Below are 26,511 nucleotides of genomic sequence, written 5' to 3' on the forward strand. Positions count from 1 at the left end.
CTCTGGTCGGCTTAGTTGGCCTGAACCTTGGCCTTGACCTGCTCTTCGGCCATGCGCTGGCTGAACATCTGGGCAAAATCGATCGGGTCGATCATCAGCGGCGGGAAGCCACCGTTGCGGGTGGCGTCGGAAATGATCTGGCGCGCGAAGGGGAAGAGCAGGCGCGGGCACTCGATGAAGAGAACCGGCAGCATGTGTTCCTGCGGGAAACCCGTGACGCGGAAGACGCCGCCATAGGCAAGCTCGGCGTTGAACAGCATCTTGTCGCCGTCCTTGGCTTCGGCATTCAGCGACAGGATGACGTCGAAGTCCGTTTCCGAAAGCGGATTGGCGTTGACGTTGACGCTGATGTTGATCGCCGGCGCCTTGTCACGGGCCTGCAGCGACCGCGGTGCGCCCGGGTTTTCGAAGGAGAAATCCTTCACATACTGCGCCAGGATGTTGAGCGAAGGGCTCGCGGCGGAATTGTCGGACACTGCGTCGGTCATGGAAACGATCCTCGGGGACTTAAGAAAGTCAGGCCATCTATCATTTCGGCCCCGGGCTTACAACCCTCGGGGCCTCAGGGCCGGTCGTCGCGACGGAAGTCGCCGTCGTCGAGATCGATGGTGCGCTGCGGGTCGGTTCTTGGCCGATTGTCCGGCCGCGCGCCGCCGATATCGACCACAACCACGTTGCGCATCAGCCGGTTCCAGAGAAAGCTGCGGACCGGCGGAAGAAAAAGCGCAAGGCCGAGGATATCGGTAAGGAAACCCGGAATGAGCAGCAGGATGCCGGCAATGAGGATCATCGCCGCGTCAAGCAGCTCCTTGCCAGGCGCGCGCCCGGCCTGGCCCGACTGGCGCAACCGGTTGAGCACGCCAAAACCCTGGACGCGCATCAGGACAATGCCGGCAACGGCCGAAAGCACGACGAGCGACAGTGTCGGAAACAGGCCGATGCGCCGCCCGACAACAATGAAACAGGCGATTTCCGCCAGCGGCAGCAAAAGAATGAAGAGAGGAACAAGACGTCTTAGCATGGCGGCAACTGTCGCATAGATTCGCTCAGATCGATACTGCCGACACCTATTCCGCGCGTCTTGGTCGCATTCACGTCATCGCCATTTGAATGATCAGGCTTTGCGGACTATATGGGGATAGAAAAGAAAAACAGGAACCGGTTTCGGATCGATAATGGGCTCATTCGACTTTGTAACGATTTTCTTCCTTGTGGCTGCGGTGGTCATCTTCCTGCAATTGCGCAGCGTGCTCGGCCGTCGCACCGGCAGCGAACGCCCGCCCTTCGATCCCTATTCCAAACGCGAGAGCGTTGGTGAGGCTGATTCGGCTGATCGTGGCAAAGTGGTCACGCTGCCGAAGCGTGATGGTACCGATGAGGAGGAAAATCCTTATGCCTCCGTCGATAGCTTCGCAGCACCGGGCACGCCGCTCAACGAATCCTTGCGCAGCGTCATCAAGGTCGATCCGTCCTTCAACCCGAAGGAATTCGTCAACGGCGCGCGCATGGCCTACGAAATGGTCGTCGTGGCTTTTGCCGATGGAGACCGCAAGACGCTGAGCAACCTTCTGTCGCGCGAAGTCTACGAGGGCTTTGATGCTGCGATTTCCGAACGCGAGAGCAAGGGTGAGGTTGTTCGCTCCAGCTTCGTCGGCATCGAGAAGGCCGATATCGTCGGTGCAGAGGTCAAGGACAGCGAAGTGAACGTGACGCTGCGCATCATCAGCCAGCTGATCTCCGCCACCTATGACAAGGCCGGTGCGCTGGTCGAAGGCGACGCGGAGACGGTGGCGGAAGTCAACGACCTGTGGACCTTTGCCCGCGACATCCGTTCGCGCGATCCGAACTGGAAGCTGATCGCCACCGAATCGGAAGGCTGAGCGAGGCCCAATCATGGACTACCGCCTGGTACCGGCCCGGTTTTCCGCGCTTCCCGGCTGGGACGACGATGATCCAACGCCGCTGCTGGCGGCGATGGATCGCTGTCGCGCCCACATCCGCATGATAAAGCCCTACAAGACAGGCTCGCTTGGCATCACCGCCGGCGAGCTTTTGACCTTGCTGGATGCTGCCGCTGACGAGAAGCCGCAAGGTGCCGCGGCGGTACGGGCGTTTTTCGAGACGCACTGCGTGCCGTTCCTGATCGACAAGGCGGATGGCTCTTCCGGTTTCGTCACCGCCTTCTACGAGCCCGAGGTGGCGGTGCGGGCGGAGCCCGATGCGGAATATCGCTATCCCTTCTATTCCCGGCCGGAGGACCTGGTCGATATCGACGACAACAATCGTCCGGCCGGTTTCGCGCCGGGTTTTGCATTCGGCCAATTGAAGGATGGCGTGATCGTCGAACATCCGGATCGCGGCACAATCGAACGGGGCTATCTCGCAGGCCGCGGGCTGGAAATCGCCTATGCCCGCTCGAAGGTGGATGTGTTCTTCGCCCATGTGCAGGGCGCGGCACGGCTTGTCTATCCGGACGGTTCCGTTAAGCGCATCACCTACGTCGCCAAAAGCGGCCACCCGTTCTCGCCGATCGGCAAGCTCCTGATCGATCGCGGCGAGATCGATGCGGCCACCGTCTCCATGGCCTCGATCCGCGACTGGCTTGGCCGTCATGAGGCCGAGGTGGACGACGTGCTCTGGCACAACCGCTCCTTCATCTTCTTCAAGGAAGCGGTGGTAACCGATGATTCGCTCGGGCCGATCGCCGCCGCCAAGGTGCCGCTGGTCGCTGGCCGCGCGCTGGCTGTCGACCGGATGATCCACACCTTCGGCCTGCCGTTCTTCATCTCCAGCGACGGCCTCACCCACATGGATGAGGGAAAACCGTTCCGGCGCCTGATGCTGGCGCTCGATACGGGAACGGCCATTGTCGGCCCGGCGCGCGGCGATATTTTTACTGGGTCGGGGGATGCGGCGGGTGCGCTGGCGGGGCACGTGCGCAATGCGGCGACCTTCCATATCCTCATCCCCAAGGCGGCTGCGGGGCGATACCTCGATGCCGAAGGATAAGACGCTCTCGAGCGAGGACCGCATTCTCTGGGGCAAGGTGGCGCGCAGCACGCGTGCAATGCCGGGCAAGCTCGATGCCCTGACGGAGTTCGAAGCTGTCTTCGCGGAAAAGGTCGAGGAGCAGAAAGCACCAGAGCCGAAAAAGGCGAAGGCCGACAAGCCGGCCGCCGAAGGCATTGCCCTCACGACCGCTCGCGGCAAGGAAACCCGCCACCACCCGCTGGAGCGTCCCGTCAAGCGCAAGATTGCCAAGGGGCGCCTGGCGCTGGAAGCGCGCATCGACCTGCACGGCATGATCCAGAGCGAGGCGCACGGTTTCCTGCTCGGCTTCCTCATCAAGGCGCATGCGCGTGGCCTGCGGCATGTGCTGGTCATCACCGGCAAGGGCACCTCGCTTGGCAGTGACGGTGCGCTGAAGCGGGCGGTGCCGCTGTGGTTTTCGCTGCCGGAATTCCGGCCGCTGATCTCGTCCTACGAGGCGGCAGCGCGCAATCACGGCGGGGAGGGTGCGCTTTATGTGCGGCTCGCCCGCCAGCCGGGGGAAAAGCCATGACGACGCCGTTCGGCAAGGCGGTTCGCCATCTGCGCGACCGCAAGGGTGTGTCGCAGAAGGAAATGGCCCAGGCGCTCGGCGTCAGCCCCGCCTATCTTTCGGCACTGGAACATGGCAAGCGCGGCATGCCGAGCTTCGATTTTCTCCAGCGGGTGGCCGGTTATTTCAACGTCATCTGGGACGAAGCGGAAGAACTTTTCCGCATTGCGCAGATTTCCGACCCGCGCATCGTGGTCGATACGGCCGGCCTGCCGCCGGAATATACCGCCTTTGCCAACCGGCTTTCGGCGGAAATCCGCAGCCTGCCGCCCGAGACGGTACGCCGTCTTGCCGGTATTCTCGAAAAAGCTTGCAATTCTCGGGTAAAACCCGGTTGATTCCCCGAATTCTGCCGTGTTTACGCGCTCTCAGGTTTGGAACTTGAGGGCAAAATCCCTATATTCAAAGACTTGGAAAGCGGTGATTCGCCGCGCTTCCCGCCTTCCGCGAAACTTCTGGAAAGACGTTTGTATGACTGACACACCCGAGACCGAAAACGGCCCGGCCGAGTATGGCGCAGATTCGATCAAGGTCCTGAAGGGACTCGATGCTGTGCGCAAGCGCCCTGGCATGTATATCGGCGACACCGATGACGGTTCGGGTCTGCATCACATGGTCTACGAGGTCGTCGACAATGCGATCGACGAGGCGCTGGCCGGCCATGCGGATATCGTGACCGTCACGCTCAACGCGGACGGGTCCGTAACGGTGACCGACAACGGCCGCGGCATCCCGACCGACATCCACAAGGAAGAGGGCGTCTCGGCGGCCGAGGTCATCATGACCCAGCTGCATGCCGGCGGTAAGTTCGACCAGAATTCCTACAAGGTTTCCGGCGGTCTGCACGGCGTGGGCGTTTCGGTGGTAAATGCGCTCTCCGTCAAGCTGAAGCTGAAGATCCGCCGCGCCGGCAAGATCCACGAAATGAGCTTCACCCATGGCGTGCCCGATGGGTCGCTCGTGGTGACCGGCGAATGCGGTGCCGAGACTGGTACGGAAGTCACCTTCCTGCCGTCCCCCGACACCTTCTCGAACATCGAATTCATCTATTCGACGCTCGAACATCGCCTGCGCGAACTCGCCTTCCTGAATTCCGGTGTGCACATCGTGCTCACCGATCGCCGTCATTCGGATATCAAGCAGGACGAATTGATGTACGAGGGCGGCCTTGAAGCCTTCGTGCAATATCTCGACCGCGCCAAGAAGCCGCTGGTGTCGAAGCCTATCGCCATCCGCGGCGAGAAGGACGGCATCACCGTCGAGGTCGCGATGTGGTGGAACGACAGCTACCACGAGAACGTGCTCTGCTTCACCAACAACATTCCCCAGCGCGACGGCGGCACGCATATGGCGGGTTTCCGCGGCGCGCTGACCCGCCAGGTCGTTTCCTATGCCGACACATCCGGCATCATGAAGCGCGAAAAGGTGACGCTGCAGGGCGAAGACTGCCGCGAGGGCCTGACCGCGGTGCTTTCGGTGAAAGTACCCGATCCGAAATTCTCCTCGCAGACCAAGGACAAGCTGGTTTCGTCGGAAGTTCGGCCTGCCGTGGAAAACCTCGTGAACGAGGCGCTGTCCACCTGGTTCGAGGAACATCCGTCGGACGCAAAAATCCTTGTCGGCAAGGTCGTCGAGGCGGCTGCCGCTCGCGAGGCCGCGCGCAAGGCGCGTGAACTGACACGGCGCAAGGGTGCGCTCGACATCTCGTCGCTGCCCGGCAAGCTCGCCGACTGCTCGGAGCGGGACCCGGCAAAGTCTGAAGTCTTCCTTGTCGAGGGTGATTCGGCTGGCGGCTCCGCCAAGCAGGGGCGTTCGCGCGAGAACCAGGCCATCCTGCCGCTGCGCGGCAAGATCTTGAACGTCGAGCGCGCGCGCTTCGACAAGATGCTCTCCAGCCAGGAAATCGGCACGCTCATCACGGCACTCGGCACGTCGATCGGCAAGGATGAGTTCAACGCCGACAAGCTGCGTTACCACAAGATCATCATCATGACGGACGCCGACGTCGACGGCGCCCATATCCGTACCCTGCTGCTCACCTTCTTCTTCCGGCAGATGCCGGAGCTGATCGAGCGCGGCCATCTCTACATCGCCCAGCCGCCGCTCTATAAGGTGGCGCGCGGCAAATCGAGCCAGTACCTGAAAGACGAAAAGGCACTGGAAGACTACCTGATCAATGCCGGCCTCGACGATGCAACGCTGGAGCTGGCTTCCGGCGAGGTGCGTGCCGGCCAGGATATCCGCGAACTGATCCAGGATGCGCTGCGTCTGCGCTCGCTGCTCGATGGCCTACATTCGCGTTACAGCCGCTCGATCGTCGAACAGGCGGCCATTTCCGGCGCGCTGAACCTCGAGCTCAGCCACGACCGCGAGGCCTATGCTGACAAGGCGCAAGAGGTGGCTCGCCGGCTCGACCTGATCTCCGAAGAGACGGAGCGCGGCTGGACGGGGTCTGTCGCCACCGATGGCGGCCTGCGTCTCGAGCGCATGGTGCGCGGCGTCAAGGAATCCGCCCATGTCGACATGGCGCTGATCGGCTCGTCCGATGCGCGCCACATCGACCAGCTTTCCGTACGCTTCCGGGAAACCTACGCGCCGCCGCCTGTGCTGCGCCGCAAGGACGGTCAGCTTGAAATCACCGGCCCGCGCGCCCTGCTGGATGCCGTCTTCGCAGCCGGCCGCAAGGGCCTTTCGATGCAGCGCTACAAGGGTCTCGGCGAGATGAATGCCGAGCAGCTCTGGGAAACGACGCTCGATCCGAACGTCCGCTCGCTGCTGCAGGTGAAGGTTCCCGATGCGACGGATGCCGATGGACTGTTTTCTCGCCTGATGGGCGACGAGGTGGAGCCGCGTCGCGACTTCATCCAGGAAAACGCCCTCAGCGTCGCTAACCTCGACATCTGATCCGAAAAGAGCCGCCGAAAGGCGGCTCTTTCATTTCGAGGGTCAGGCGGTGAATGTCCCTTCGGAGATGAACTCCGCCACCGGCTTGCGCGTGCTCGGCACCTCGCGTTTCATAAGATCCTCCGGCAGCGTCTCCTTCGGCGCGATCTTGCCGATCGCCAGTCCCGCCTCTACGCGAAACCCCTCCGGAACGCCGAGAACCTGCATGGCCTTTTCCCGGTCGATGCCGCCCATGCCGTGCGCGTGGTAGCCGGCGCGCGTCGCCTCAAGGGCGAGATAGGCCCAGGCGGCGCCCGTATCGAAGGCATGGGTATAGGCGGGCCGCATCTCGCCGTCGGCATTCTTCCGGTGGGTCTGCGAGATGATCACGGCGAGCACGGAGGCCTTGTCCGCCCAGCGGCGGTTACCCTCGTCCAGCGTGTTGTAGATCGTATCGAAGGCCTCCGTGCCGCGATGGCCGTAAACGAAGCGCCACGGCTGGCCGTTGGCGGCCGACGGCGCCCAGCGTGCCGCCTCGAAGAGCGAGAGCAGCGTCGCCTGCGGCATGGCTTCGCCGGTGAAAGCGCGGGGCGACCAGCGGTCGAGGAAGAGGGGGGCAATCGTGTGGTCCGCGATGCGGCCGGTGGGATGGGTCATAACAAGCCTCGAATGTCAGAAATTGCGCCCCGACCTTAGCCCCGCCACCGGCTGCCGCAAGCGGTAAAATCGCATGTCTGTCGCATTGTCGAAGGGGGTGCGAAGGCAATATAACCCTTGCGACACATGAGAAACGGCATCGCGAAATGGGAGATATCCGATGAGCCTGAAAGACCCGAGCCTGCTGCGCCAGGCAGCCCTTGTCGGCACACGCTGGATCGACGCGGATTCGAGCGGCATTGCCGTGAAGAACCCTGCGACGGGTGAGCTGGTCGGCTATGTTCCGAAGCTCGGCGCCAAGGAGACCAAGGAAGCGATCGATGCGGCCGCAGTAGCCCAGAAGGGCTGGGCCGCCCGCACCGCCAAGGAGCGCTCGGGCGTGCTGCGCAAGTGGTTCGAGCTGATGATCGACAACAAGGACGACCTTGGCCGCATCCTGACCATGGAACAGGGCAAGCCGCTCGCCGAAGCCACCGGCGAAATCGTCTATGGCGCAAGCTTCGTCGAATGGTTCGCCGAAGAAGCGCGTCGCCTCTACGGCGATATCATTCCCGGTCACCAGAAGGACAAGCGCCTCCTCGTGATGAAGCAGCCGATCGGCGTCGTCGCGGCCATCACGCCGTGGAACTTCCCCAATGCCATGATCACCCGCAAGGCCGGCCCCGCCTTTGCCGCCGGTTGCGCCATGGTGCTGAAACCCGCCTCGCAGACGCCATTCTCAGCGATCGCGATCGCCATCCTCGCCGAACGCGCCGGCCTGCCCGCCGGCCTGTTCTCCGTCATCACGGGCTCTGCCCGCGAAATCGGCGCGGAAATGACCGCCAACCCGACCGTGCGCAAGCTTACCTTCACCGGCTCGACGGAAATCGGCGCCGAACTCTACAAGCAATGCGCCCCGACCATCAAGAAGCTCGGCCTCGAGCTCGGCGGGAACGCGCCTTTCATCGTCTTCGACGACGCCGATCTCGATGCGGCGGTCGAAGGCGCGCTGATCGCCAAATTCCGCAACAACGGCCAGACCTGCGTCTGCGCCAACCGGCTTTATGTGCAGGATGGGGTCTATGACGCCTTCTCCGAAAAGCTGGCAGCCGCCGTCGGCAAGCTGAAGACCGGCAATGGCTTCGACGAGGGCGTGATTCTTGGCCCGCTGATCGATACGTCAGCGCTGGAGAAGGTCGAAGAGCACGTTTCGGATGCGGTCAAGAAAGGTGGCCGAGTCTTGCAGGGCGGCAAGCGCCACGCGCTCGGCGGCACCTTCTACGAGGCGACTGTCATTGCCGACGTGACGCCGGACATGGCGGTTGCGCGGGAAGAAACCTTCGGCCCCGTCGCGCCGCTCTTCCGCTTCAAGGACGAGGATGACGTCATCGCCCAGGCGAACGACACGGAGTTCGGCCTTGCCTCCTATTTCTATGCCAAGGAACTGTCGCGGGTGTTCCGCGTCGCCGAGGCGCTGGAATACGGCATGGTCGGCGTCAATACCGGCCTGATCTCGACGGCGGAAGCGCCCTTCGGCGGCGTAAAACTCTCCGGTCTCGGCCGCGAGGGCTCGCGCTACGGCATCGAGGAATTTACCGAGATCAAATATGTCTGCCTCGGCGGCATCGCCTGAGACATTTCGAGAGCAAGGTCCGGCCGGCACCGCCCGGCCGGTTTCTGTTTTGAGAGGAAAAATCGTGTCAGCACCCAAAAACGCCTTCAAGGCCGCGCTTCGCGACGGTCGGTTCCAGCTCGGGCTCTGGGCAGCCCTCGGCAGCGCCTATGCCGTGGAAATCCTCTCGACGAGCGGCTACGACTGGTTGTTGATCGATGGCGAACATGGCCCGAACGATATGCCCTTGATGAGTGCGCAGGTCGGTGCGCTGCGTCATTCGGCTACCCATGCCATGGTTCGCCCGCCGATGGGCGAGGCCTGGATTCTGAAGCAGCTGCTTGATCAGGGCGCCCAGACCTTCCTCATTCCCATGGTCGAATCGGCTGCGCAGGCGGAAGCCCTGGTCCGCGCCGTCCGCTATCCGCCGCATGGCATCCGTGGCGTTGGCGCCGGTCTTGGCCGGGCGAGCGATTTCAACCGCACGCCGGATTACATAACGACCGCCAATGAGCAGATCTGCCTGATCGTGCAGGTCGAAAACAAGGCGGGCCTTGCGGCGGTCGACGAAATCGCGGCGGTCGAGGGTGTGGATGGCATCTTCATCGGCCCATCGGATCTCGCGGCGGATATGGGCCACCTTGGCAATCCGGGCGCCCCGGAGGTCCTGGCGGCGATCACCCATATCTTCGCGCGCACCAAGGCGCACGGCAAGGCACGCGGCATCATGACCGTCTCGCTGCCGCAGGCCGAGGTCTACCGCGATCTCGGTGCGGACTTCATGGCCATCGGAACCGACGTGAACTGCCTCGTTTCGGCGGTTGACGGCCTTCGCCGCCGTTTCCTTGGTGAAGATGTCTCCGACAAGCGCGGCGGCGGTTATTGAACGCCAGCGATTTCCAGCAGCACCGGCTTCGGGACATCAGGCGTCCAGGCGTGAAAGTCGACGAGGCGGCGGCGGAGCTTTTCCGCGTGGTGGTTGGCGATATCGCGCATGCGGTGATCGAGAAACGGATTGTCGAAACGCTCCACCGTTGCGGCGACATAGGCCTCCGCTTCCCTGCATAAACCCTTCGCAGCGAAGCCGGGGATGATCTCGGCCCTGTAGAGGGAAAGCAGCCGTTGCCGGATATCGGCATCACGCAGCATCGCCTGCACGGTCTCGTCCGCCGGGCGGTTTTCCTTCATCCAGAAATCGGCCAGCACGGTGTGGCCGAGATTGAGGATGTGCAGTTTCAGTTTTTCAAAGGGCGTCAGGTCGTCGACGATGTGGATGGCGGGATGCCGGCACGGCACGGTCAGGCCTGGCTGGTTTTCGATTGCCCACAGCGCATAGGGTTCCGCCACCGCGCCGGCTGGCTCGATCGGCTCGGAGACGATCCGGTCGACCAGCGTATTGGCCCAGACCACGTCGGTCTGCAGCCATTCGCGAAATTCAGACTCCGGGTAACGGACGGCCTGGAGGTCGAGGATCAGGCGCTTCAGCACGTCGCCGTTTCTGGATACGAGTTCGCAGGGCAATACGGTCAGCTTGCGCGAATTCGCCTGAAAACGGTAGTGGAGCAGCGCCAGAAGCTTGCCGGGAAACGAGGCCGGAACCGGTCTCGCAAGATCGTTCCCGCCCACGTCGTAGCCGGTGTCGCCGGTGTTCGACAGCACGACATCGGCTTCCTCGCAAAAAACCCGCCGGACTTCATCCCAATTGTTTGCCGTCGAAAGCGCGCGTGTGACGCTGGTCACCCGCAGTTCGCGCTCGATGTCACGGCCGTCCTGTCGGCCGCGCACGATGACGGGATAGCCGCCCGGTGCCGCCAGCGCGGCGAGGCGTCCGGCGCGCTCGGGCGAACCGGTCGTCTGGATGACGGTGATGGGGCCGAGCGCCTCGCCCTTTTCCAAGGCCTCGCTGACGAAGAGATCCGCATGCGCCTGAAGGAAACGGCTGGTTCCGAATTGTACGATAGGCGTCGGCATGGCGGTCATCTCAGTTGATGGATTGCAGCAGTGTTTCGCGCGCGGATTTGAGATGCTGCCGGCAGGCGAGCTCGATCTCGATCGCGTCGCGCGAGCGCAGGGCGGCGATATAGGCGAGATGTTCCTCAAGTGCCCGGGCATTGCGCTGGCGCGCATTCGTCTTGTTCCACTGGTAGTGGTAGTGGAAGACGATGGCGATCACATCGTAGAAATCGACGATGAAACGGTTCTTCGAGGCGCGGTGCACCAGGAGGTGAAAACGCTCGTCGAGTTCGGAGAAATCCAGGTAACGATTGTCGATATCGGCGAGGATCGCGTGATGCACGGCCTCGATCGCGTCGAGTTCCTGCCAGGCCGGATGATCCTCCGGCAGGCGGGCGAAGGCGGCGGCCGAACGCAGTTCGAACATTTCGCGCACTTCCGTCAGCTCCAACGCGAATTCGCGGGTAAACCCCTTCAGCACCCAATGGCTGTTTGGCCGCTTTTCGATGAGCCCGAAACGGCTGAAGCGGATGAGGAATTCGCGCACGCTCGTCGTGCCGATGCCGATCTCGCGGGCCAGCTCCAGCTCGTTGATCTGCATGCCGGGTTCGGCGCCGCCGGCGAGAATCCGGCGCATGAAACTGCGCTCGATGATTTCGGAAAGCGAATCCGTCTCCTCGGTGGGAAAATAATCGGCGGCGACGGGTTTTCTCAGCACGATCTTGCGCCGCTTTTCCCAGGTCAGCAGGCCGACGTCTTCCAGCCGGGTCAGGATCGCCCGCACGGTCGTGCGGCTGACGCCGAGCGTGGCGCCGAGTTCCGGCTCGGACGGCAGGCTCGCCGTCTGCTCCAGAAGCTTGACGCAGCGATTGAAAGCGTCCTTGAAGACATTGTTCTGTTTGGCCATGGGTGCCGCCGGTTCTCGAGGTGTCGCGTCCCTTAATGGCTGACCGGGCAAATGGCCAGACGCCCGGCGCGCAAGGCGCCGTCCGCTGTCATCCTCCCGCTTCCTCCTTCCTGCATATTACCCATTGACGACGATCTGTCTATTGTCGATAAAAGACAAAACGCCGATGAGAGGACATCGGCGGGGAGGTCGCATGAAGACGAGGACCATCGGGAGGACGGATCTTGCCGTCACCGAATTCAGTTTCGGCACGGCATCGCTTGGCGGGCTGTACCGCGCCTGCCCGCGCGACACCGCGATGGCCACCCTGGATGCCGCCTGGGACGAGGGGCTTCGTTATTTCGATACCGCGCCCTGGTACGGCTTTGGGCTCGCCGAGCGTTACACCGGCGACTTTCTGCGCGAGAAGCCGACGGGTAGCTATGTGCTGTCCACAAAGGTCGGCCGTGTCATGGTGCCGGTGCCGGACGACAGGGTGCCGAACTATGGTTTTGTCGATCCGTTGCCCTTCGATGTGCTCTACGATTACAGCTATGACGGCATCATGCGGTCCGTCGAATTGAGCTACGCGCGGCTGGGGCTCAATCGTATCGATATTCTCTATGTGCACGATATCGGCGTCTACACACATGGTGCCGAGCGCAACGCCGTCTATATCAGGCAGTTGCTCGACTCCGGTCTCAAGGCGCTTGCCGAATTGAAATCCACCGGCGTCATCAGCGCGTTCGGGCTTGGTGTGAACGAAGTTCCCGTCTGCCTCGATGTCATGCGCCATGCCGATCTCGACGCCATCCTGCTCGCCGGCCGCTACACGTTGCTCGATCGTTCTGCGGTGGACGCGCTTCTGCCGCTCTGCGTGGAAAAGGGCACGTCGCTGGTGGTCGGCGGCGTCTTCAATTCCGGCATCCTTGCGACCGGCCCGGTCGCGGGCGCGCATTTCGACTATATGCCGGCGACGCCGGATATCCTGGCCAAGGTCGGCGCGATGGTGGGGATTGCAGAGGGTAAGGGTCTGCCGCTTGCCGCGTCCGCCCTGCATTTCCCGTTGCAGCACCCGGCCGTGGCGTCTGTCCTGCTCGGCACGGCGAAGCCTGAAAGTCTGCACCGCAACATGGCGCTCGCGCGCATGGACGTGCCGCAGGATATTTACCCGGCTTTCGAGCCGTACACGCTGGTGGCGCCCGAACTGGGAGAAGACGCCGTCCGGCAGTAATGTCGATCTGGGAGGATCGCAAAACCATGTTGAAAGGCATTCATCCGCTGCTCGGGCCGGACCTGCTGCACGCGATCAGGACCATGGGCCATGGCGACGATATCGTCATCGCCGACGCGAATTTCCCGTCGAGTTTTCTAGGCCCCAAGGTGATCCGGGCGGACGGCGTCGATGCGGTGTCGATCACCGAAGCGGTGCTGGCGCATATGCCGCTCGATACGTTCGTGCCGCAGGCTGCCTGGCGCATGGAGGTTGTTGGCGATCCGACGGCGGTTCCCGAGATCTGCGCGACGTTTCAGGATGTGGTGCGCGAACTGGCCGGCGATTTCACCGTCCATGCGGTCGAGCGTTTTGCCTTCTATGAGATGGCGAAGAAGGCGGCCTATATTGTCGCGACGACGGAATTCCGGCTTTATGGCAACATCATTCTGAAGAAGGGTGTCGTGCACCCGCATGAGGTCTACCGGGTCTAATCACCTGGCAGCCACCGTTTGGGAGGACGGAGGGCAATGGACTGGAACGCTTGGAAATGCAGCCTTTATAGTGAGAATTGCTTGCTTGCCAAGGATGGCAGGCGGGTATAGTTTGATCCATAAATGTTTTTTATCGATAAAAGGTCGAGTTGTTCGCTTCCTGCGGCCCGATCCAAAGAGGAACAGGAAGCATCTGAGAGGAGAAATCTGATGAGCATTGTAAGATCGCTTCTGTCTCGCCGCGCCTTCACGGCGCTGGCGAGTGCCGCAGTCCTCGCCACCATGGCCCCTGCCGCGTCCTTCGCGCAGGACGTCACCATCCCGATCATCGTCAAGGACACCACGTCCTTCTACTGGCAGATCGTGCTGGCTGGCGCCCGCGCTGCCGGCAAGGATCTCGGCGTCAACGTGCCGGAACTCGGCGCGCAGTCGGAATCCGACATCAACGGCCAGATCACCATTCTTGAAAACGCCGTCGCGGGCGGCCCGGCCGCCGTCGTCATTTCGCCGACGGAATTCAAGGCGCTCGGCAAGCCGGTCGATGAAGCGGCCAAGTCCGTTCCGATCATCGGCATCGACTCGGGCGCGGATTCCAAGGCCTTCACCTCGTTCCTGACCACCGACAACGTGCAGGGCGGCCGCATCGCGGCTGATGGTCTTGCTGCCGCGATCAAGGCAGTATCCGGCAAGGAAGAGGGCGAAATCGCCATCATCACCAGCCTGCCGGGCGTCGGCTCGCTCGACCAGCGCCGCGAGGGTTTCCTCGATCAGGTCAAGACGAAATATCCGGGCCTGAAGGTCGTTGCCGATAAATATGCGGACGGCCAGGCCACCACCGGCCTCAACATGATGACCGACCTCATCACCGCCAACCCCAACCTCGTCGGCGTCTTCGCCTCCAACCTCATCATGGCGCAGGGCGTCGGCCAGGCGATCGCCGAAAACAAGCTCGGCGACAAGATCAAGGTCATCGGCTTCGATAGCGACGAAAAGACCGTCGGCTTCCTCAAGGAAGGCGTGCTTGCCGGCCTCGTCGTGCAGGATCCCTATCGCATGGGCTATGACGGCGTGAAGACGGCGCTCGCCGTCTCCAAGGGCGAAAAGGTGGAAACCTTCGTCGATACCGGTGCCAATCTCGTGACCAAGGAGAACATGGCTGATCCGAAGATCGACGCGCTGCTGAACCCGAAGATCTGACCGTTTGACCATCTCCCGCCCGGGTCGCATGATCCGGGCGGGACGCTTTCCACGCAGTCGGGAGGAGACAGCGATGAGCAGCCTTGAAGAGCTCAGCCATCGGCATGAAGACGAGGCGAAGCTCGCTGAATCCGAAACGGTGCCGCGTGGCGCGCCGATCGTCGAACTGCGCGGGCTTCAGAAGAAGTACGGCCTGGTCGAGGCGCTGAAACCGGCAACGGTGACTTTTCTCGCTGGCGAAATCCACGCCATCGTCGGCGAAAACGGCGCCGGCAAATCGACGCTGATCAAGCTCCTGACCGGGGTCATCCGCCGCACGGCCGGCGAGGTGTTCTGGTGCGGCAAGCCCGTGCAACTCGCGACCCCAACCGAGGCCATCTCCCGCGGCATCAATGCCGTGCATCAGGAAGTGGTGCTCTGCCCGCACCTTTCTGTGGCGGCCAATATGTTCCTTGGCGACGAGATGGATCGCTACGGGCTGATGCGCAAGGGTGCCATGGAGCGCGCGGCGCAGGCGGTGCTCGATGATCTCGGTTTCCAGCTGCCGGCCGCCGCACCCCTCCAGAATCTCACCATCGGCCAGCAGCAGCTGGTGGCGACCGCCAAGGCCGCCATGCGCGGCATCCGTTTCCTGATCTTCGACGAGCCGACCGCCTATCTGACGCGCCAGGAATCGGCCCAGCTCTTCCGGCTCATTCGCCGGCTACGCGATCAGGGCGTCACCATCGTCTATATCAGCCATCGCATGGAGGAAGTGTTCGAGCTTGCCGACCGTGTCTCGGTTCTGCGCGACGGCACCCATGTCGGCACGCGCCTGATCGGCGAGACCAACGAGAACGAGCTGATCGCGCTGATGATCAACCGCACGATCGAGCAGATCTACCACAAGGAAAAGGTGCCGATCGGCAATGTCATCGTCGAGACGAAGGGCCTGTCCGGCCCGGGTTTCGAGGATGTCTCGCTAACGGTGCGCGCGGGTGAGATCGTCGGCCTTTACGGCCTGATCGGTGCCGGCCGCAGCGAGTTCGCGCTCGGCCTCTATGGCCGCCAGCCGCTTTCTTCCGGTGAAATCTTCTGGGACGGCAGGAAGGTCGATATCCGCAACGAACGCACCGCGATGGAACTCGGCATCGCGCTGGCGCCGGAGAGCCGTCGCGATCAGGGCCTCTGCCTCAACCTGCCCATCGGCCTCAACATCAACCTGCCGGTCTTGAAGCGGCTGAGTTCTGGACTGGTGATCCGCAAGGGTGACGAGGCGGCGAATGCCGACCGGCAGATCCGCGATCTTCGCATCAAGACCCCGTCGCGCCGCGTGCTGGCGTCGGCCATGTCCGGCGGCAACCAGCAGAAGATCGTCATCGGCAAATGGCTGAGCCATGGCGCCCGGCTTTTCATCTTCGACGAGCCGACGGTCGGCGTCGATGTCGGCACCAAGGCGGAAATTTACCGCCTGTTCGGCGAACTGTTGAAAAAGGGCGCCGGCATCATCCTCATTTCGTCCTACCTGCCGGAAGTCTACGAGCTTTCCGACCGGCTGCATGTCTTCCGTGGCGGCCGGCTCGTCGCCAGCCACGACCATCGGGTGGCCTCGCACGAGGACGTCCTGACCCAGGCCATCGGCATCTGAGCGCCGCGCGAAAACAAGGAGAAGAAACATGAGCGTGGACACGACGACGGAAAGCGCACCGGCGCCGAAGAGGGGCACCAACATCCTGCTTGGCCTGACGCTGCTCGGGCTTCTGCTGTTCCTCTGGCTGCTGCTCGGCCTGTCGACCAATGCCTTCTGGACGCCGGGCAATATCAGCAACCTTTTGCGCCAGGGCGCGATGACGGCGATCCTCGCGGTCGGCCAGACCTTCGTCATCATCACCGCCGGCATCGACCTGTCCGTCGGCGCGATCGTCGGCTTCACCAGCGTCATCGTCGCCTGGCTGCTTCAGGCCGGCGTGCCGCTCTGGGCGTCGATCATCCTGACGCTGCTGATGGGGGTTGCGATCGGCGCCTTCCATGGGTTCGGCATCGTGCGCATGGGCCTGCCACCCTTCATCATCACGCTCGCCACGCTCACCTCGCTGCGCGGCATCGGCCTCTTGATCACCAACGGCTCGACGATCTCGATCAACCATGAAGGCTTCACGAACTTCTCCCGCACCGATTTCCTCGGCGTGCCGAGCCTGTTCTGGATGGTCATCCTCGTTGCGATCCCGGCCTTCGTCTTCCTGCATCTCTCGCGCTTCGGCCGCTATCTCTTCGCCGTCGGCTCGAACAGTGAGGCAGCGCGGCTGTCCGGCGTCAATGTCAACCGCACAATCTACCTCGCCTATATTCTCTCGGCCACCTGCGCCGCCTTCGTCGGCCTGCTGCTCGCCTCGCGCATCGGCATCGGCAATGCCACGCAGGCGGAAGGCTGGGAGCTTCAGGCGATCGCCTCGTCGGTCATCGGCGGCACCAGCCTGTTCGGCGCGGTGGGCTCGGTGCACGGCCCGCTGCTCGGCGCCTTCATCCTGGCGACCATCAACAACGGCGCGAACCTCCTGAACGTCAATTCGTTCTGGCAGCGCATCATCACCGGCCTGCTGATCATCGTCATCGTCTATTTCGACCAGCTGCGCCGCCGCGGAAGCCGCTGAGATGAAAGCCATCGTCTGCATCGAACCCGGCCGGCTGGAGATTGCTGTCCGTGAAAACCCGGGCGCACCGCCCGACGGCTGGGTGCGCGTCGCCGTCAGCCATGTCGGCATCTGCGGCACCGATTACCACATCTTCGAAGGCAAACACCCATTCCTCGACTATCCCCGGGTGATGGGCCACGAAGTCTCCGCCATCGTCACCGACCCCGGCCAGAGCGCACTTGCTGTCGGTGCTCCTGTCGTGGTGAACCCCTATATTTCCTGCGGTACCTGCATCGCCTGCCGGAAGGGCAAGCCCAATTGCTGCACCGCGATCCGCGTTCTCGGCGTGCATACGGATGGCGCGCTCTGTGAGGAAATCCTCGTCCCGGCCGATAATCTTTATCCGGCTGACGGTCTTTCCCTGGAGGCGGCCGCGACCGTGGAGTTTCTGGCGATCGGCGCCCATGCCGTGCGCCGCTCGCTGGCGCCCGCAGGATCCCGGGCGCTGGTGATCGGCGCCGGACCGATCGGCCTGGGCACCGCACTGTTCTCCCGCATTGCCGGCCACGCCGTGACGCTGATGGACACGTCCACCGAACGCCTCGCCATGGCCAGGGAGCGGTTCGGTTTCGACGACGGCATCGTCGCGGGCTCGGCGGCGGCGCAGATGGTACTGGATGCCACCGGCGGCGACGGTTTCGATGTCGTCTTCGATGCCACCGGCTACGCAGCGTCGATGCAAGCGGCCTTCGCCTATGTCGCCCATGGCGGCGCGCTCGTGCTGGTCAGCGTGGTGAAGGACGAGATCCGTTTCTCCGATCCGGAGTTCCACAAGCGGGAAATGACGCTGGTCGGCAGCCGCAACGCGACGCGCGTCGATTTCGAGCATGTGATGGCGGCGATCCGCGCGGGACAGATCCCGGTGGACAGGCTCGTCACCCATCGCACCACGCTGGAGCGCGTTCCCCTCGACCTTGCCCGCTGGGCGGCGGAAAAGGCCGGCCTCATCAAGGCGATCGTGCGCGTTGCTGCCTGAACGGGGCCGGAAACCCGGCGAAGGGCAGAATTCTGTTCATGCCCGCGAAAGGTTCGCGGGCTTAGGATGGACATGCGGCGTGTTGCCACGCAGCGAAAACATGTTAGTCTTTTCGCATCTGCGGAAACCGGTGGTGCAGCGGGCTTGGGCCTTGCACCGGGAAATGGGGTAACGCGTCCGATGTACTATCAGCTCTACGAACTCAACCATGCGATGATGGCACCCTGGCGTGTCGTCGCGGACCAGATGCGCATGGCGTTCCGCAACCCGCTCAATCCGCTGACGCATACCACGTTCGGCCGCACCATGGCCGCAGGCTTCGAAGTGCTCGAACGCACCACCCGCCGCTATGGCAAGCCGGAATTCGGCCTTCCCACCACGGTTGTCGATGGCCAGACCATTTCGGTTCACGAAAAGGTCGTCTGGAAACAGCCCTTCTGCAATCTCATCCATTTCGAGCGGTGTCTGCCGGCCGGCCACCGCAAGGACCCGAAGGTCCTGATCGTCGCGCCGATGTCCGGCCACTATGCAACGCTGCTGCGCGGCACGGTCGAAGCGCTGCTGCCGCATGCGGAAGTGCATATCACCGACTGGGTGGATGCGCGCATGGTGCCGCTTTCCGATGGTAGTTTCGATCTCGACGACTATATCGATTACGTTATCCAGATGCTGCATGCGCTGGGTCCGGATACGCATGTGGTCGCCGTCTGCCAGCCGGCCGTGCCGGTGCTGGCCGCTGTTGCCGTCATGGAAGCCGACAATGACCCGCTGTCGCCGTCCAGCATGACGCTGATGGGCGGGCCGATCGACACGCGCATCAACCCGACCGCGGTCAACAAGCTCGCGGAAGAAAAGCCGATCGACTGGTTCCGCGACAATGTCATCATGCCGGTGCCGTGGCCGCAGCCGGGCGTCATGCGCATGGTCTATCCGGGCTTCCTGCAGCTCTCCGGCTTCATGTCGATGAACCTCGATCGCCACGTCGTCGCGCACAAGGAGTTTTTTGCACATCTCGTGAAGAACGATGGTGACGCTGCCGAAAAGCACCGGGATTTCTACGACGAGTATCTGGCGGTCATGGACCTGACGGCGGAGTTCTATCTGCAGACGGTCGAAACGGTCTTCATGAAACATGCTCTGCCGAAGGGCGAGATGATGCACCGCGCCCGTCCCGTCGATACGACGGCGATCCGTAATGTGGCGCTCCTCACCGTCGAAGGCGAGAACGACGACATTTCCGGCGTCGGCCAGACCAAGGCGGCGCAGACCATCTGCACCAACATTCCGGACCATATGCGCATGCACTACATGCAACCGGATGTCGGCCATTACGGCGTCTTCAACGGCTCGCGCTTCCGCAAGGAGATCGCGCCGCGCATCGTGGCGTTCATGCACGAACATGCCCGCAGCGCGAAGGCGAAGCCGATGCCTCGTGTTATCAAGGGCGGCAAGTCGAGCGCTGCTTCCTGATTTTTCGGGCTGCTTTCAGGCACTTGTCCGAATTCATCGGACATCGTCTTGAACGCGATGGGCGGTCTAACCACATCGGAATCAGTGGAAACCGAGGTGGTTTCCGCCGATCGTGAGGAAGATTGCACATGAACCAGTCAGCACTGATCCGTCCGGACTGGACGCCTGCGACCATCGCCCTGATGGTGCTTGGCTTCGTGGTGTTCTGGCCGCTCGGCCTCGCCATGCTCGCCTACATCATCTTCGGCGACCGCCTGAAATCCTTCAAGAAAGACGCCAACGATAATCTCGATGGCATGTTCGCCTCCTGCCGCAGCAAGTTCGGCCGTGGTCGCGGTCGTTCCGCGTTCCGCGCCGCCACCGGCAACGTCGCCTTCGACGACTGGCGTGACGCCGAGCTCGCCCGCCTCGACGAGGAGCGCCGCAAGCTTGACGAAATGCGCGAGGAGTTCGATGCCTATAGCCGCGAGCTGCGCCGCGCCAAGGACCAGGAGGAGTTCGACCGCTTCATGCGCGAACGCCGCGCCTCCGGCCATGGCGACGTCCCGGGCTTCCCCGCTACGTAGGCGTCGCCCCCCTTCGTCATCCTCGGGCTTGACCCGAGGATCCACGCAGCGTCCGCGGCATGGTTGGTCGGTCAAGCCCGACCATGACAGGAGAGAGGGTGGTGAATTCCCGACCGGCGCCCAGGCGCCGGTTTTTTCGTCGGGGCGTTTCAGTCGGGGCCGAATCGGCTATGAAAGGCAGCATGTTTTCCTCGCTTCGCAAGCCGCGCAAGGCCCTGAAGACGCCGCCCCCGCCGGAAAGGCGTGAGGTCGACGTCAACGGCAGGCGCCTGCCGCTCACCATCCGGCGGGATTTTCGCGCGACGCGCCTGACGCTGCGCATCGAGCCCGGCGGGCGGGCGCTGCGCATGACGGTGCCGAGCGGCGTGCCGGAGCGCGATATCCGCGACTTCCTCGATCGTCATCAGGGCTGGCTGATGACCAAGCTGGCAAAGTTTCGCACGACGAACGAACTGGCGGATGGCGGCTATGTGATGATCCGTGGTATTTCCCACCGGATCGAGGCGACGGGCCGGCTGCGCGGCCTGACGGAAGCCTTGATCATCGATGAGGAGGCGGTGCTGCGCGTCGGCGGCATGGAAGAGAGCATTCCGCGCCGCATCAGTGATTTCCTGAAGAAGGAGGCGCGGCTGGAGCTGGACAGGCTCGTCGCCGTTCATGCCGGCCGCATCGGTAAGAAAGTGAAGTCGCTGACGTTGCGTGATACGCGCAGCCGCTGGGGCTCGTGTTCAGCCGATGGCGCCCTCAGCTTTTCCTGGCGCATCGCCATGGCGCCGCCCGGTGTTATCGACTATCTCGCGGCCCACGAAGTAGCGCATCTTCGCGAGATGAACCACAGTCCGGCCTTCTGGGCGTTGTGTGAACAGCTCTGCCCGACCACGGAAGAGGCGAAACGCTGGCTGAAGCGCAATGGCAGCCTGCTGCACGCCCTGGATTTCGGCTGATACCTAGCGTCGGTCGCCCAGTGCATCCCGGATTTTCTTGTCCGTATTATACTGCCCCAGAGCGTAGACGGCCCAGATGGCGGCGGGCAGCCAGCCGATCAGCGTGATCTGCAAGATGAGGCAAATAATGCCGGCAATCGGCCGCCCGATGGTGAAAAACACGAGAAAGGGCAGGAGGATGGCAATGATGAGCCGCATGGAGGTCTCCAGTCTGTATCTTCAACCCATATGGGACCGCCGGGCTGTCATGCAAGGGTGCCGGTTCCGGACGATTCGCCGCCGTCTTTCGGCTCGACTCTTCGGGAAAATCGTGCGACTTCCCTGCCCATGACACGCGACACGTCACTGGACATCAAGATCTGCGGGCTGAAGACCGAGGAGGCCGTCGACAAGGCTGTTTCGCTCGGCGCCACGCATATCGGCTTCATCTTCTTTCCGAAAAGCCCGCGCAACATCGAGCCCTCGGATGCCGGCCGTCTGGCGGATCGCGTGCGCGGCCGGGTGAAGATCGTCGCCGTCACGGTCAATGCCGACAATGACGAACTCGACGAGATCGTCGACCAGCTTTCACCCGACATTCTCCAGTTGCACGGCAGCGAGACCCCGGAACGCGTGCTGAACGTCAAGGCGGTCTATGGCCTGCCTGTCATGAAAGCCTTTTCGGTGCGCGACGCGGACGATCTGAAGAAGATCGAACCCTATATCGGCATCGCCGACCGGTTCCTGTTCGATGCCAAGCCGCCGGCCGGCTCCGAACTTCCGGGCGGCAATGGCGTGTCCTTCGACTGGACGCTCATGCATTTGCTTGACGACGGCGTCGATTACATGCTTTCCGGTGGGCTGAACAAGGATAATCTCGCCGAGGCCATCCGGCTGACCGGCGCACCGGGCATCGATGCCAGCTCCGGCGTCGAAAGCGCACCGGGCGTCAAGGATCTCGGCCTGATCGAAGCGTTTTTTGAAGCGGCACGAAAAGCGGAACACGAGACCGCCGTCGCAGGGAGAGGCAAGTGAACCAGTCACCCAACCTGAATTCGTACCGCGAGGGTCCGGACGAGGACGGCCGTTTCGGCATTTTCGGGGGCCGCTTCGTTGCCGAAACCCTGATGCCGCTGATCCTCGAGCTTCAGGACGAGTGGGACAGGGCGAAGACCGATCCAGCGTTCCAGGCGGAGCTGAAGGATCTCGGCGCGCACTATATCGGCCGGCCGAGCCCGCTCTATTATGCCGAGCGCCTGACGCAGCATCTCGGCGGCGCAAAGATCTATTTCAAGCGCGAAGAGCTGAACCACACCGGTTCGCACAAGATCAACAACTGCATCGGCCAGATCCTGCTCGCCAAGCGCATGGGCAAGACGCGCATCATCGCGGAAACCGGTGCCGGCCAGCATGGCGTGGCGTCGGCCACCGTTGCCGCACGCTTCGGCTTCCCCTGCGTCGTCTATATGGGCGCGACGGATGTCGAGCGTCAGGCGCCGAACGTTTTCCGCATGAAGCTGCTCGGTGCCGAAGTGAAGCCGGTGACGGCGGGCAGCGGCACGCTGAAGGACGCCATGAACGAGGCCTTGCGTGACTGGGTCACCAATGTCGACGATACCTATTACCTGATCGGCACCGCCGCAGGCCCGCACCCCTATCCGGAGATGGTGCGCGACTTCCAGGCCGTCATCGGCACGGAAGCCCGCGAGCAGCTTCTGGCCGCCGAGGGTCGCCTTCCGGACATGGTGATCGCGGCCGTCGGCGGCGGTTCGAACGCCATCGGCATCTTCCATCCCTTCCTCGACGACAAGAGCGTGCAGATCGTCGGCGTCGAAGCCGGCGGCAAGGGCCTTGACGGCGACCTGCACTGTGCCTCGCTGACCGCCGGTTCGCCGGGCGTGCTGCATGGCAACCGCACCTACCTGCTGCAGGATGCGGACGGCCAGATCAAGGAAGGCCATTCGATTTCCGCCGGCCTCGACTATCCCGGCATCGGCCCCGAACATGCCTGGCTGCACCAGATCGGTCGCGCCGAATATGTGCCGATCATGGACGATGAAGCGCTGGAAGCCTTCCAGCTGCTGACGAAGCTCGAAGGCATCATTCCGGCGCTCGAGCCGAGCCACGCCATCGCCGAAGTCATCAAGCGCGCGCCGAAGATGGGCAAGGACCAGATCATCCTGATGAACCTCTCCGGCCGCGGCGACAAGGATATCTTCACCGTCGGCAAGATCCTCGGCATGGAGCTCTAAGATGACCGCACGCATGGACAAACGCTTTGCGGATATCGCAGCGGAAGGCCGCCCGGCCCTCGTCACCTATTTCATGGCCGGCGACCCGGACTACACCAGCTCGCTGGAGATCATGAAGGCGCTGCCGAAGGCAGGCTCCGACGTCATCGAACTCGGCATGCCCTTTTCCGACCCGATGGCCGATGGCCCGGCGATCCAGCTGGCCGGCCAGCGCGCGCTCGCCGGCGGCCAGACGCTCGCCAAGACGATCCAGATGGCCCGCGACTTCCGCAAGCACGACGACGCGACGCCAATCGTGCTGATGGGCTATTACAACCCGATCTACATCTACGGCGTCGACCGCTTCCTCGACGAGGCGCTTGAAGCTGGCATCGACGGCCTGATCGTCGTCGACCTGCCACCGGAAATGGACGACGAACTGTGCATCCCGGCGCTTGCCAAGGGCATCAACTTCATTCGTCTGGCAACACCGACCACGGATGAAAAACGCCTGCCGACAGTGCTGAAAAACACCTCGGGCTTCGTCTATTATGTGTCGATGAACGGCATCACCGGTTCGGCTCTGCCGGATCCGTCGCTCATCGGCGGCGCCGTCGGCCGCATCAAGGCGCATACGACGCTGCCGGTCTGCGTCGGTTTCGGCGTCAAGACGGCGGAACACGCCCGCGCCATCGGCGCTTCGGCGGATGGTGTCGTCGTCGGCACTGCCATCGTCAACCAGATCGCCTCCAGCCTGACGGCGGACGGCAAGGCCAGTGCCGCCACCGTTGCCGGCGTCGAGACGCTGGTCATGAGCCTCGCATCGGGCGTGCGTGCGTCGCGCCTTGCGGCGGCGGAGTAAAGTTCCCACATGGGAACCACCATTATAACGGGAGTCTAGACCGTGAACTGGATCACGAATTACGTTCGGCCGAAGATCAACTCGATGCTTGGCCGCCCCGACCGGGACGTTCCGGAAAACCTCTGGATCAAGTGCCCGGAAACCGGCGAGATGGTGTTTCACCGCGATCTCGAGGAAAACAAGTGGGTCATCCCCGCCTCGGGCTACCACATGAAGATGCCGGCCAAGGCACGGCTCAAGGATCTGTTCGACGACGGCGTCTACGAGGCCCTGCAGCAGCCGAAGGTGGCGCAGGATCCGCTGAAATTCCGCGATTCGAAGAAGTACACCGACCGCCTGCGCGACAGCCGCACCAAGACCGATCTGGAAGACACCATTGTCGCCGGCGTCGGCAAGTCGCGCGGCGTCAAGCTCGTCGCCGTCGTGCATGAGTTCAACTTCATGGGTGGCTCGCTCGGCATTGCCGCAGGCGAGGCGATCATCAAGGCCTTCGAACGCGCGATTGCCGAAAAATGCCCGCTCGTCATGTTCCCCGCCTCCGGCGGCGCGCGCATGCAGGAAGGCATCCTGTCGCTGATGCAGCTGCCGCGCACCACGGTGGCCGTGGAAATGCTCAAGGAAGCCGGCCTTCCTTACATCGTCGTGCTCACCAACCCGACGACCGGCGGCGTTACGGCGTCCTACGCGATGCTGGGCGATATCCACCTTGCCGAGCCGGGTGCCGAAATCTGCTTTGCCGGCAAGCGCGTCATCGAGCAGACGATCCGCGAAAAACTTCCCGAAGGCTTCCAGACGTCGGAATACCTGCTGGAACACGGCATGATCGACCTGGTCGTCAAGCGCCATGACATCCCGGACACGCTGGCTCGCCTTCTGAAAATCCTGATGAAGAAGCCGGCAGCGGCGGCATCCCCTGTCGTCGCGAACGGCGCTGTCGCCATTGCGGCGCAGTAAAAAACCTCATCGCGAGGGTAAGATGACGATGGTAACGGCCAGCGAAGCGGCAGCGGAGATCGAGAAGCTTCTCGGCCTCCATCCCAAGGGATTCGATCTTTCGCTGGACCGCATCACGCGGCTTCTCGCAGCCCTCGGCGATCCTCATTTGAGACTACCGCCGGTCATCCATGTGGCCGGCACCAATGGCAAGGGCTCGGTTACGGCATTCTGCCGTTCGATCCTGGAGGCCCAGGGTTTTGGCGTCCACGTCCACACCTCGCCCCACCTCGTCAACTGGCACGAGCGCTACCGCATCGGCGTCAAGGGCGGTCGTGGCCAGTTCGTGGAAGACGCCGTGCTGGCCGATGTCGTCCGCCGCGTCGCGGAAGCCAATGGCGGCGAAAAGATCACCGTATTCGAAATCCTGACGGCCGTTACCTTCGTCCTGTTCTCCGAGCATCCGGCGGATGTGGCGATCATCGAGGTTGGCCTGGGTGGACGCTTCGATGCGACGAATGTCATGCCGCACCCGGCGGTCAGCGTCATCATGCCGATCTCGCTCGACCACCAGGCCTATCTCGGCGACCGCGTCGAACTGATCGCGGCGGAAAAGGCCGGCATCATGAAGCGCGGCACGCCGGTCGTCATCGGCTACCAGTCGGAAGAGGCCGCCCGCGACGTGCTGATCGAGACCGCCGAACGGCTCGGCTGCCCGCATGCCATCTATGGCCAGGATTTCATGGCGCATGAGGAGTACGGTCGGCTCGTCTATCAGGACGAATTCGGCCTGGCCGACCTGCCCCTGCCGCGCCTGCCGGGCCGCCACCAATATGGCAACGCGGCTGCTGCGATCCGAACCGTCAAGGCTGCCGGTTTCACCATCTCCGACCATGCCCTGGAAATGGGCCTCGTCCGCGTCGAATGGCCGGGTCGCCTGCAACGGCTGACCGACGGCACGCTCCAGCGGCTTGCCCCGCGCGGCAGCGAGATCTGGGTCGATGGCGGCCACAATCCCGGCGCCGGTCAGGTGATCGCCGAGACCATGGCGAATTTCGAGGAGCGCGAGGCGCGCCCGCTTTTCCTCATCACCGGCATGATCAATACGAAGGATCCGATCGGCTACTTCGAACCCTTCGGCGGCCTTGCCGAACGCGTCTTCACGGTGCCGATCCGCGGCTCGGATGCCGGGCTCGATCCGGTGGCGCTTGCCGAAGATGCCGCCCGCGCCGGCCTGGAAGCGGCACCGCTCCTGACGGTCGCCGATGCGCTGGCCGAAATCGGCAACATCACCGCGGAAGATTCCGTGCCGCCGCGCATCCTGATCGGCGGCTCGCTCTATCTCGTCGGTGACGTGCTCGCCGACAACGGCACGCCGCCCACCTGAACGACAAAAAGCCCGG

The 26,511-nt window shown here is 63.1% G+C and carries 26 protein-coding genes and 2 pseudogenes; 22 read left to right on the forward strand and 6 right to left on the reverse strand.

Going from position 1 to position 26,511, the window contains the following annotated elements; genetic code table 11:
* Window positions 1-11 precede the first annotated feature (11 nt).
* Both secB and AC1RT2_RS12605 read right to left on the reverse strand, forming a co-directional pair.
* Window positions 12-488: a protein-export chaperone SecB gene (secB, locus tag AC1RT2_RS12600; RefSeq protein ID WP_069060538.1), complete on the reverse strand. Its 477-nt coding sequence runs from the start codon at window positions 486-488 to the stop codon at window positions 12-14.
* A gap of 74 nt (window positions 489-562) precedes the next feature.
* Window positions 563-1,021: an FxsA family protein gene (locus tag AC1RT2_RS12605; RefSeq protein ID WP_493102273.1), complete on the reverse strand. Its 459-nt coding sequence runs from the start codon at window positions 1,019-1,021 to the stop codon at window positions 563-565.
* A gap of 154 nt (window positions 1,022-1,175) precedes the next feature.
* Here AC1RT2_RS12605 and AC1RT2_RS12610 point away from each other — a divergent pair, with 154 nt between their 5' ends.
* From AC1RT2_RS12610 to gyrB, 6 genes and pseudogenes are all read left to right on the forward strand, one after another.
* Window positions 1,176-1,880, forward strand: a complete 705-nt coding sequence (locus AC1RT2_RS12610) for a Tim44/TimA family putative adaptor protein (RefSeq protein ID WP_069060536.1) — start codon at window positions 1,176-1,178, stop codon at window positions 1,878-1,880.
* 13 nt (window positions 1,881-1,893) lie between these two features.
* Window positions 1,894-3,009 (forward strand): murein transglycosylase A, encoded by a 1,116-nt coding sequence (gene mltA, locus AC1RT2_RS12615; protein WP_493102275.1) that lies wholly within the window; start codon window positions 1,894-1,896, stop codon window positions 3,007-3,009.
* Window positions 2,996-3,098, forward strand: a pseudogene (locus AC1RT2_RS12620) (Smr/MutS family protein); the annotation flags it as partial. The gene mltA and the pseudogene AC1RT2_RS12620, both read left to right, overlap by 14 nt.
* A gap of 119 nt (window positions 3,099-3,217) precedes the next feature.
* Window positions 3,218-3,562: pseudogene (locus AC1RT2_RS12625) on the forward strand (Smr/MutS family protein); the annotation flags it as partial.
* Entirely contained in the window at window positions 3,559-3,939 is a 381-nt protein-coding gene (locus AC1RT2_RS12630) for a helix-turn-helix domain-containing protein (protein ID WP_069060533.1), read from the forward strand. The pseudogene AC1RT2_RS12625 and the gene AC1RT2_RS12630, both read left to right, overlap by 4 nt.
* A 133-nt stretch (window positions 3,940-4,072) precedes the next feature.
* Window positions 4,073-6,505 (forward strand): DNA topoisomerase (ATP-hydrolyzing) subunit B, encoded by a 2,433-nt coding sequence (gyrB, locus tag AC1RT2_RS12635; RefSeq protein ID WP_069060532.1) that lies wholly within the window; start codon window positions 4,073-4,075, stop codon window positions 6,503-6,505.
* A gap of 42 nt (window positions 6,506-6,547) precedes the next feature.
* Here gyrB and AC1RT2_RS12640 read toward each other — a convergent pair whose 3' ends face one another.
* Window positions 6,548-7,141, reverse strand: coding sequence for a nitroreductase family protein (locus tag AC1RT2_RS12640; RefSeq protein WP_493102278.1), 594 nt, complete (start codon window positions 7,139-7,141; stop codon window positions 6,548-6,550).
* 160 nt (window positions 7,142-7,301) lie between these two features.
* Between AC1RT2_RS12640 and gabD the strand changes: the two genes are divergently transcribed.
* Both gabD and AC1RT2_RS12650 read left to right on the forward strand, forming a co-directional pair.
* Window positions 7,302-8,753, forward strand: a complete 1,452-nt coding sequence (gene gabD, locus AC1RT2_RS12645) for an NADP-dependent succinate-semialdehyde dehydrogenase (RefSeq protein WP_493102280.1) — start codon at window positions 7,302-7,304, stop codon at window positions 8,751-8,753.
* A gap of 64 nt (window positions 8,754-8,817) precedes the next feature.
* Complete coding sequence (locus AC1RT2_RS12650; RefSeq protein WP_444800847.1) at window positions 8,818-9,618, forward strand: aldolase/citrate lyase family protein; 801 nt, start codon at window positions 8,818-8,820, stop codon at window positions 9,616-9,618.
* Here AC1RT2_RS12650 and AC1RT2_RS12655 read toward each other — a convergent pair.
* Both AC1RT2_RS12655 and AC1RT2_RS12660 read right to left on the reverse strand, forming a co-directional pair.
* Window positions 9,612-10,703, reverse strand: coding sequence for a mannitol dehydrogenase family protein (locus tag AC1RT2_RS12655; protein ID WP_493102282.1), 1,092 nt, complete (start codon window positions 10,701-10,703; stop codon window positions 9,612-9,614). The two genes, AC1RT2_RS12650 and AC1RT2_RS12655, sit on opposite strands and share 7 nt — an antisense overlap.
* A 10-nt stretch (window positions 10,704-10,713) precedes the next feature.
* Window positions 10,714-11,592: a GntR family transcriptional regulator gene (locus AC1RT2_RS12660; RefSeq protein ID WP_493102284.1), complete on the reverse strand. Its 879-nt coding sequence runs from the start codon at window positions 11,590-11,592 to the stop codon at window positions 10,714-10,716.
* A 193-nt stretch (window positions 11,593-11,785) separates the two neighbouring features.
* On the opposite strand from AC1RT2_RS12660, the gene AC1RT2_RS12665 reads away from it, so the two are divergent.
* From AC1RT2_RS12665 to AC1RT2_RS12705, 9 genes are all read left to right on the forward strand, one after another.
* Window positions 11,786-12,805: an aldo/keto reductase gene (locus tag AC1RT2_RS12665; RefSeq protein WP_493102286.1), complete on the forward strand. Its 1,020-nt coding sequence runs from the start codon at window positions 11,786-11,788 to the stop codon at window positions 12,803-12,805.
* Between the two features lie 26 nt (window positions 12,806-12,831).
* Window positions 12,832-13,278: an RbsD/FucU family protein gene (locus AC1RT2_RS12670; RefSeq protein ID WP_493102288.1), complete on the forward strand. Its 447-nt coding sequence runs from the start codon at window positions 12,832-12,834 to the stop codon at window positions 13,276-13,278.
* Window positions 13,279-13,488: 210 nt separating this feature from the next.
* On the forward strand, window positions 13,489-14,475 hold the full coding sequence (locus tag AC1RT2_RS12675; RefSeq protein ID WP_493102290.1) for an ABC transporter substrate-binding protein: 987 nt from the start codon (window positions 13,489-13,491) through the stop codon (window positions 14,473-14,475).
* Window positions 14,476-14,548: 73 nt separating this feature from the next.
* Window positions 14,549-16,102 (forward strand): sugar ABC transporter ATP-binding protein, encoded by a 1,554-nt coding sequence (locus AC1RT2_RS12680; RefSeq protein ID WP_493102292.1) that lies wholly within the window; start codon window positions 14,549-14,551, stop codon window positions 16,100-16,102.
* 28 nt (window positions 16,103-16,130) lie between these two features.
* Window positions 16,131-17,105: an ABC transporter permease gene (locus tag AC1RT2_RS12685; RefSeq protein ID WP_493102294.1), complete on the forward strand. Its 975-nt coding sequence runs from the start codon at window positions 16,131-16,133 to the stop codon at window positions 17,103-17,105.
* A 1-nt stretch (window position 17,106) separates the two neighbouring features.
* Window positions 17,107-18,123, forward strand: a complete 1,017-nt coding sequence (locus tag AC1RT2_RS12690) for a zinc-binding alcohol dehydrogenase family protein (protein ID WP_493102295.1) — start codon at window positions 17,107-17,109, stop codon at window positions 18,121-18,123.
* Window positions 18,124-18,303: 180 nt separating this feature from the next.
* Window positions 18,304-19,593 carry a polyhydroxyalkanoate depolymerase gene (gene phaZ / locus AC1RT2_RS12695; RefSeq protein WP_493102296.1) on the forward strand — a complete coding sequence of 430 codons (1,290 nt, stop codon included), beginning with the start codon at window positions 18,304-18,306 and terminating at the stop codon, window positions 19,591-19,593.
* A 128-nt stretch (window positions 19,594-19,721) separates the two neighbouring features.
* Window positions 19,722-20,159, forward strand: coding sequence for a DUF2852 domain-containing protein (locus tag AC1RT2_RS12700; protein WP_069060521.1), 438 nt, complete (start codon window positions 19,722-19,724; stop codon window positions 20,157-20,159).
* Between the two features lie 182 nt (window positions 20,160-20,341).
* The gene (locus tag AC1RT2_RS12705; protein WP_493102297.1) at window positions 20,342-21,103 is read left to right on the forward strand and encodes a M48 family metallopeptidase; all 762 of its coding nucleotides are present in this window, start codon (window positions 20,342-20,344) and stop codon (window positions 21,101-21,103) included.
* A 3-nt stretch (window positions 21,104-21,106) separates the two neighbouring features.
* Here AC1RT2_RS12705 and AC1RT2_RS12710 read toward each other — a convergent pair whose 3' ends face one another.
* Window positions 21,107-21,301 carry a YqaE/Pmp3 family membrane protein gene (locus AC1RT2_RS12710; RefSeq protein WP_069060518.1) on the reverse strand — a complete coding sequence of 65 codons (195 nt, stop codon included), beginning with the start codon at window positions 21,299-21,301 and terminating at the stop codon, window positions 21,107-21,109.
* 129 nt (window positions 21,302-21,430) lie between these two features.
* On the opposite strand from AC1RT2_RS12710, the gene AC1RT2_RS12715 reads away from it, so the two are divergent.
* Genes AC1RT2_RS12715 through AC1RT2_RS12735 form a run of 5 tightly spaced genes read left to right on the forward strand, consistent with a single transcriptional unit; the run spans window position 21,431 to window position 26,495 of the window.
* Complete coding sequence (locus tag AC1RT2_RS12715; RefSeq protein ID WP_493102298.1) at window positions 21,431-22,117, forward strand: phosphoribosylanthranilate isomerase; 687 nt, start codon at window positions 21,431-21,433, stop codon at window positions 22,115-22,117.
* On the forward strand, window positions 22,114-23,334 hold the full coding sequence (gene trpB / locus AC1RT2_RS12720; protein ID WP_493102299.1) for a tryptophan synthase subunit beta: 1,221 nt from the start codon (window positions 22,114-22,116) through the stop codon (window positions 23,332-23,334). Before AC1RT2_RS12715 ends, trpB begins: the two co-directional genes overlap by 4 nt.
* A 1-nt stretch (window position 23,335) precedes the next feature.
* Window positions 23,336-24,175, forward strand: a complete 840-nt coding sequence (trpA, locus tag AC1RT2_RS12725; protein WP_069060515.1) for a tryptophan synthase subunit alpha — start codon at window positions 23,336-23,338, stop codon at window positions 24,173-24,175.
* A 42-nt stretch (window positions 24,176-24,217) separates the two neighbouring features.
* The gene (gene accD, locus AC1RT2_RS12730; RefSeq protein WP_493102301.1) at window positions 24,218-25,129 is read left to right on the forward strand and encodes an acetyl-CoA carboxylase, carboxyltransferase subunit beta; all 912 of its coding nucleotides are present in this window, start codon (window positions 24,218-24,220) and stop codon (window positions 25,127-25,129) included.
* A gap of 22 nt (window positions 25,130-25,151) precedes the next feature.
* Complete coding sequence (locus AC1RT2_RS12735; RefSeq protein ID WP_493102303.1) at window positions 25,152-26,495, forward strand: bifunctional folylpolyglutamate synthase/dihydrofolate synthase; 1,344 nt, start codon at window positions 25,152-25,154, stop codon at window positions 26,493-26,495.
* Window positions 26,496-26,511: the final 16 nt, after the last annotated feature.

Source organism: Shinella sp. GW821-FHT11G07 (assembly GCF_058808115.1).

Bases quoted from the DNA above. Each gene is read 5' to 3' on its own strand.
- secB (WP_069060538.1), bottom strand. From the start codon at position 488: ATGACCGACGCAGTGTCCGACAATTCCGCCGCGAGCCCTTCGCTCAAC.
- AC1RT2_RS12605 (WP_493102273.1), bottom strand. From the start codon at position 1,021: ATGCTAAGACGTCTTGTTCCTCTCTTCATTCTTTTGCTGCCGCTGGCG.
- AC1RT2_RS12610 (WP_069060536.1), top strand. From the start codon at position 1,176: ATGGGCTCATTCGACTTTGTAACGATTTTCTTCCTTGTGGCTGCGGTG.
- mltA (WP_493102275.1), top strand. From the start codon at position 1,894: ATGGACTACCGCCTGGTACCGGCCCGGTTTTCCGCGCTTCCCGGCTGG.
- AC1RT2_RS12630 (WP_069060533.1), top strand. From the start codon at position 3,559: ATGACGACGCCGTTCGGCAAGGCGGTTCGCCATCTGCGCGACCGCAAG.
- gyrB (WP_069060532.1), top strand. From the start codon at position 4,073: ATGACTGACACACCCGAGACCGAAAACGGCCCGGCCGAGTATGGCGCA.
- AC1RT2_RS12640 (WP_493102278.1), bottom strand. From the start codon at position 7,141: ATGACCCATCCCACCGGCCGCATCGCGGACCACACGATTGCCCCCCTC.
- gabD (WP_493102280.1), top strand. From the start codon at position 7,302: ATGAGCCTGAAAGACCCGAGCCTGCTGCGCCAGGCAGCCCTTGTCGGC.
- AC1RT2_RS12655 (WP_493102282.1), bottom strand. From the start codon at position 10,703: ATGCCGACGCCTATCGTACAATTCGGAACCAGCCGTTTCCTTCAGGCG.
- AC1RT2_RS12660 (WP_493102284.1), bottom strand. From the start codon at position 11,592: ATGGCCAAACAGAACAATGTCTTCAAGGACGCTTTCAATCGCTGCGTC.
- AC1RT2_RS12665 (WP_493102286.1), top strand. From the start codon at position 11,786: ATGAAGACGAGGACCATCGGGAGGACGGATCTTGCCGTCACCGAATTC.
- AC1RT2_RS12670 (WP_493102288.1), top strand. From the start codon at position 12,832: ATGTTGAAAGGCATTCATCCGCTGCTCGGGCCGGACCTGCTGCACGCG.
- AC1RT2_RS12675 (WP_493102290.1), top strand. From the start codon at position 13,489: ATGAGCATTGTAAGATCGCTTCTGTCTCGCCGCGCCTTCACGGCGCTG.
- AC1RT2_RS12680 (WP_493102292.1), top strand. From the start codon at position 14,549: ATGAGCAGCCTTGAAGAGCTCAGCCATCGGCATGAAGACGAGGCGAAG.
- AC1RT2_RS12685 (WP_493102294.1), top strand. From the start codon at position 16,131: ATGAGCGTGGACACGACGACGGAAAGCGCACCGGCGCCGAAGAGGGGC.
- AC1RT2_RS12690 (WP_493102295.1), top strand. From the start codon at position 17,107: ATGAAAGCCATCGTCTGCATCGAACCCGGCCGGCTGGAGATTGCTGTC.
- phaZ (WP_493102296.1), top strand. From the start codon at position 18,304: ATGTACTATCAGCTCTACGAACTCAACCATGCGATGATGGCACCCTGG.
- AC1RT2_RS12700 (WP_069060521.1), top strand. From the start codon at position 19,722: ATGAACCAGTCAGCACTGATCCGTCCGGACTGGACGCCTGCGACCATC.
- AC1RT2_RS12705 (WP_493102297.1), top strand. From the start codon at position 20,342: ATGTTTTCCTCGCTTCGCAAGCCGCGCAAGGCCCTGAAGACGCCGCCC.
- AC1RT2_RS12710 (WP_069060518.1), bottom strand. From the start codon at position 21,301: ATGCGGCTCATCATTGCCATCCTCCTGCCCTTTCTCGTGTTTTTCACC.
- AC1RT2_RS12715 (WP_493102298.1), top strand. From the start codon at position 21,431: ATGACACGCGACACGTCACTGGACATCAAGATCTGCGGGCTGAAGACC.
- trpA (WP_069060515.1), top strand. From the start codon at position 23,336: ATGACCGCACGCATGGACAAACGCTTTGCGGATATCGCAGCGGAAGGC.
- AC1RT2_RS12735 (WP_493102303.1), top strand. From the start codon at position 25,152: ATGACGATGGTAACGGCCAGCGAAGCGGCAGCGGAGATCGAGAAGCTT.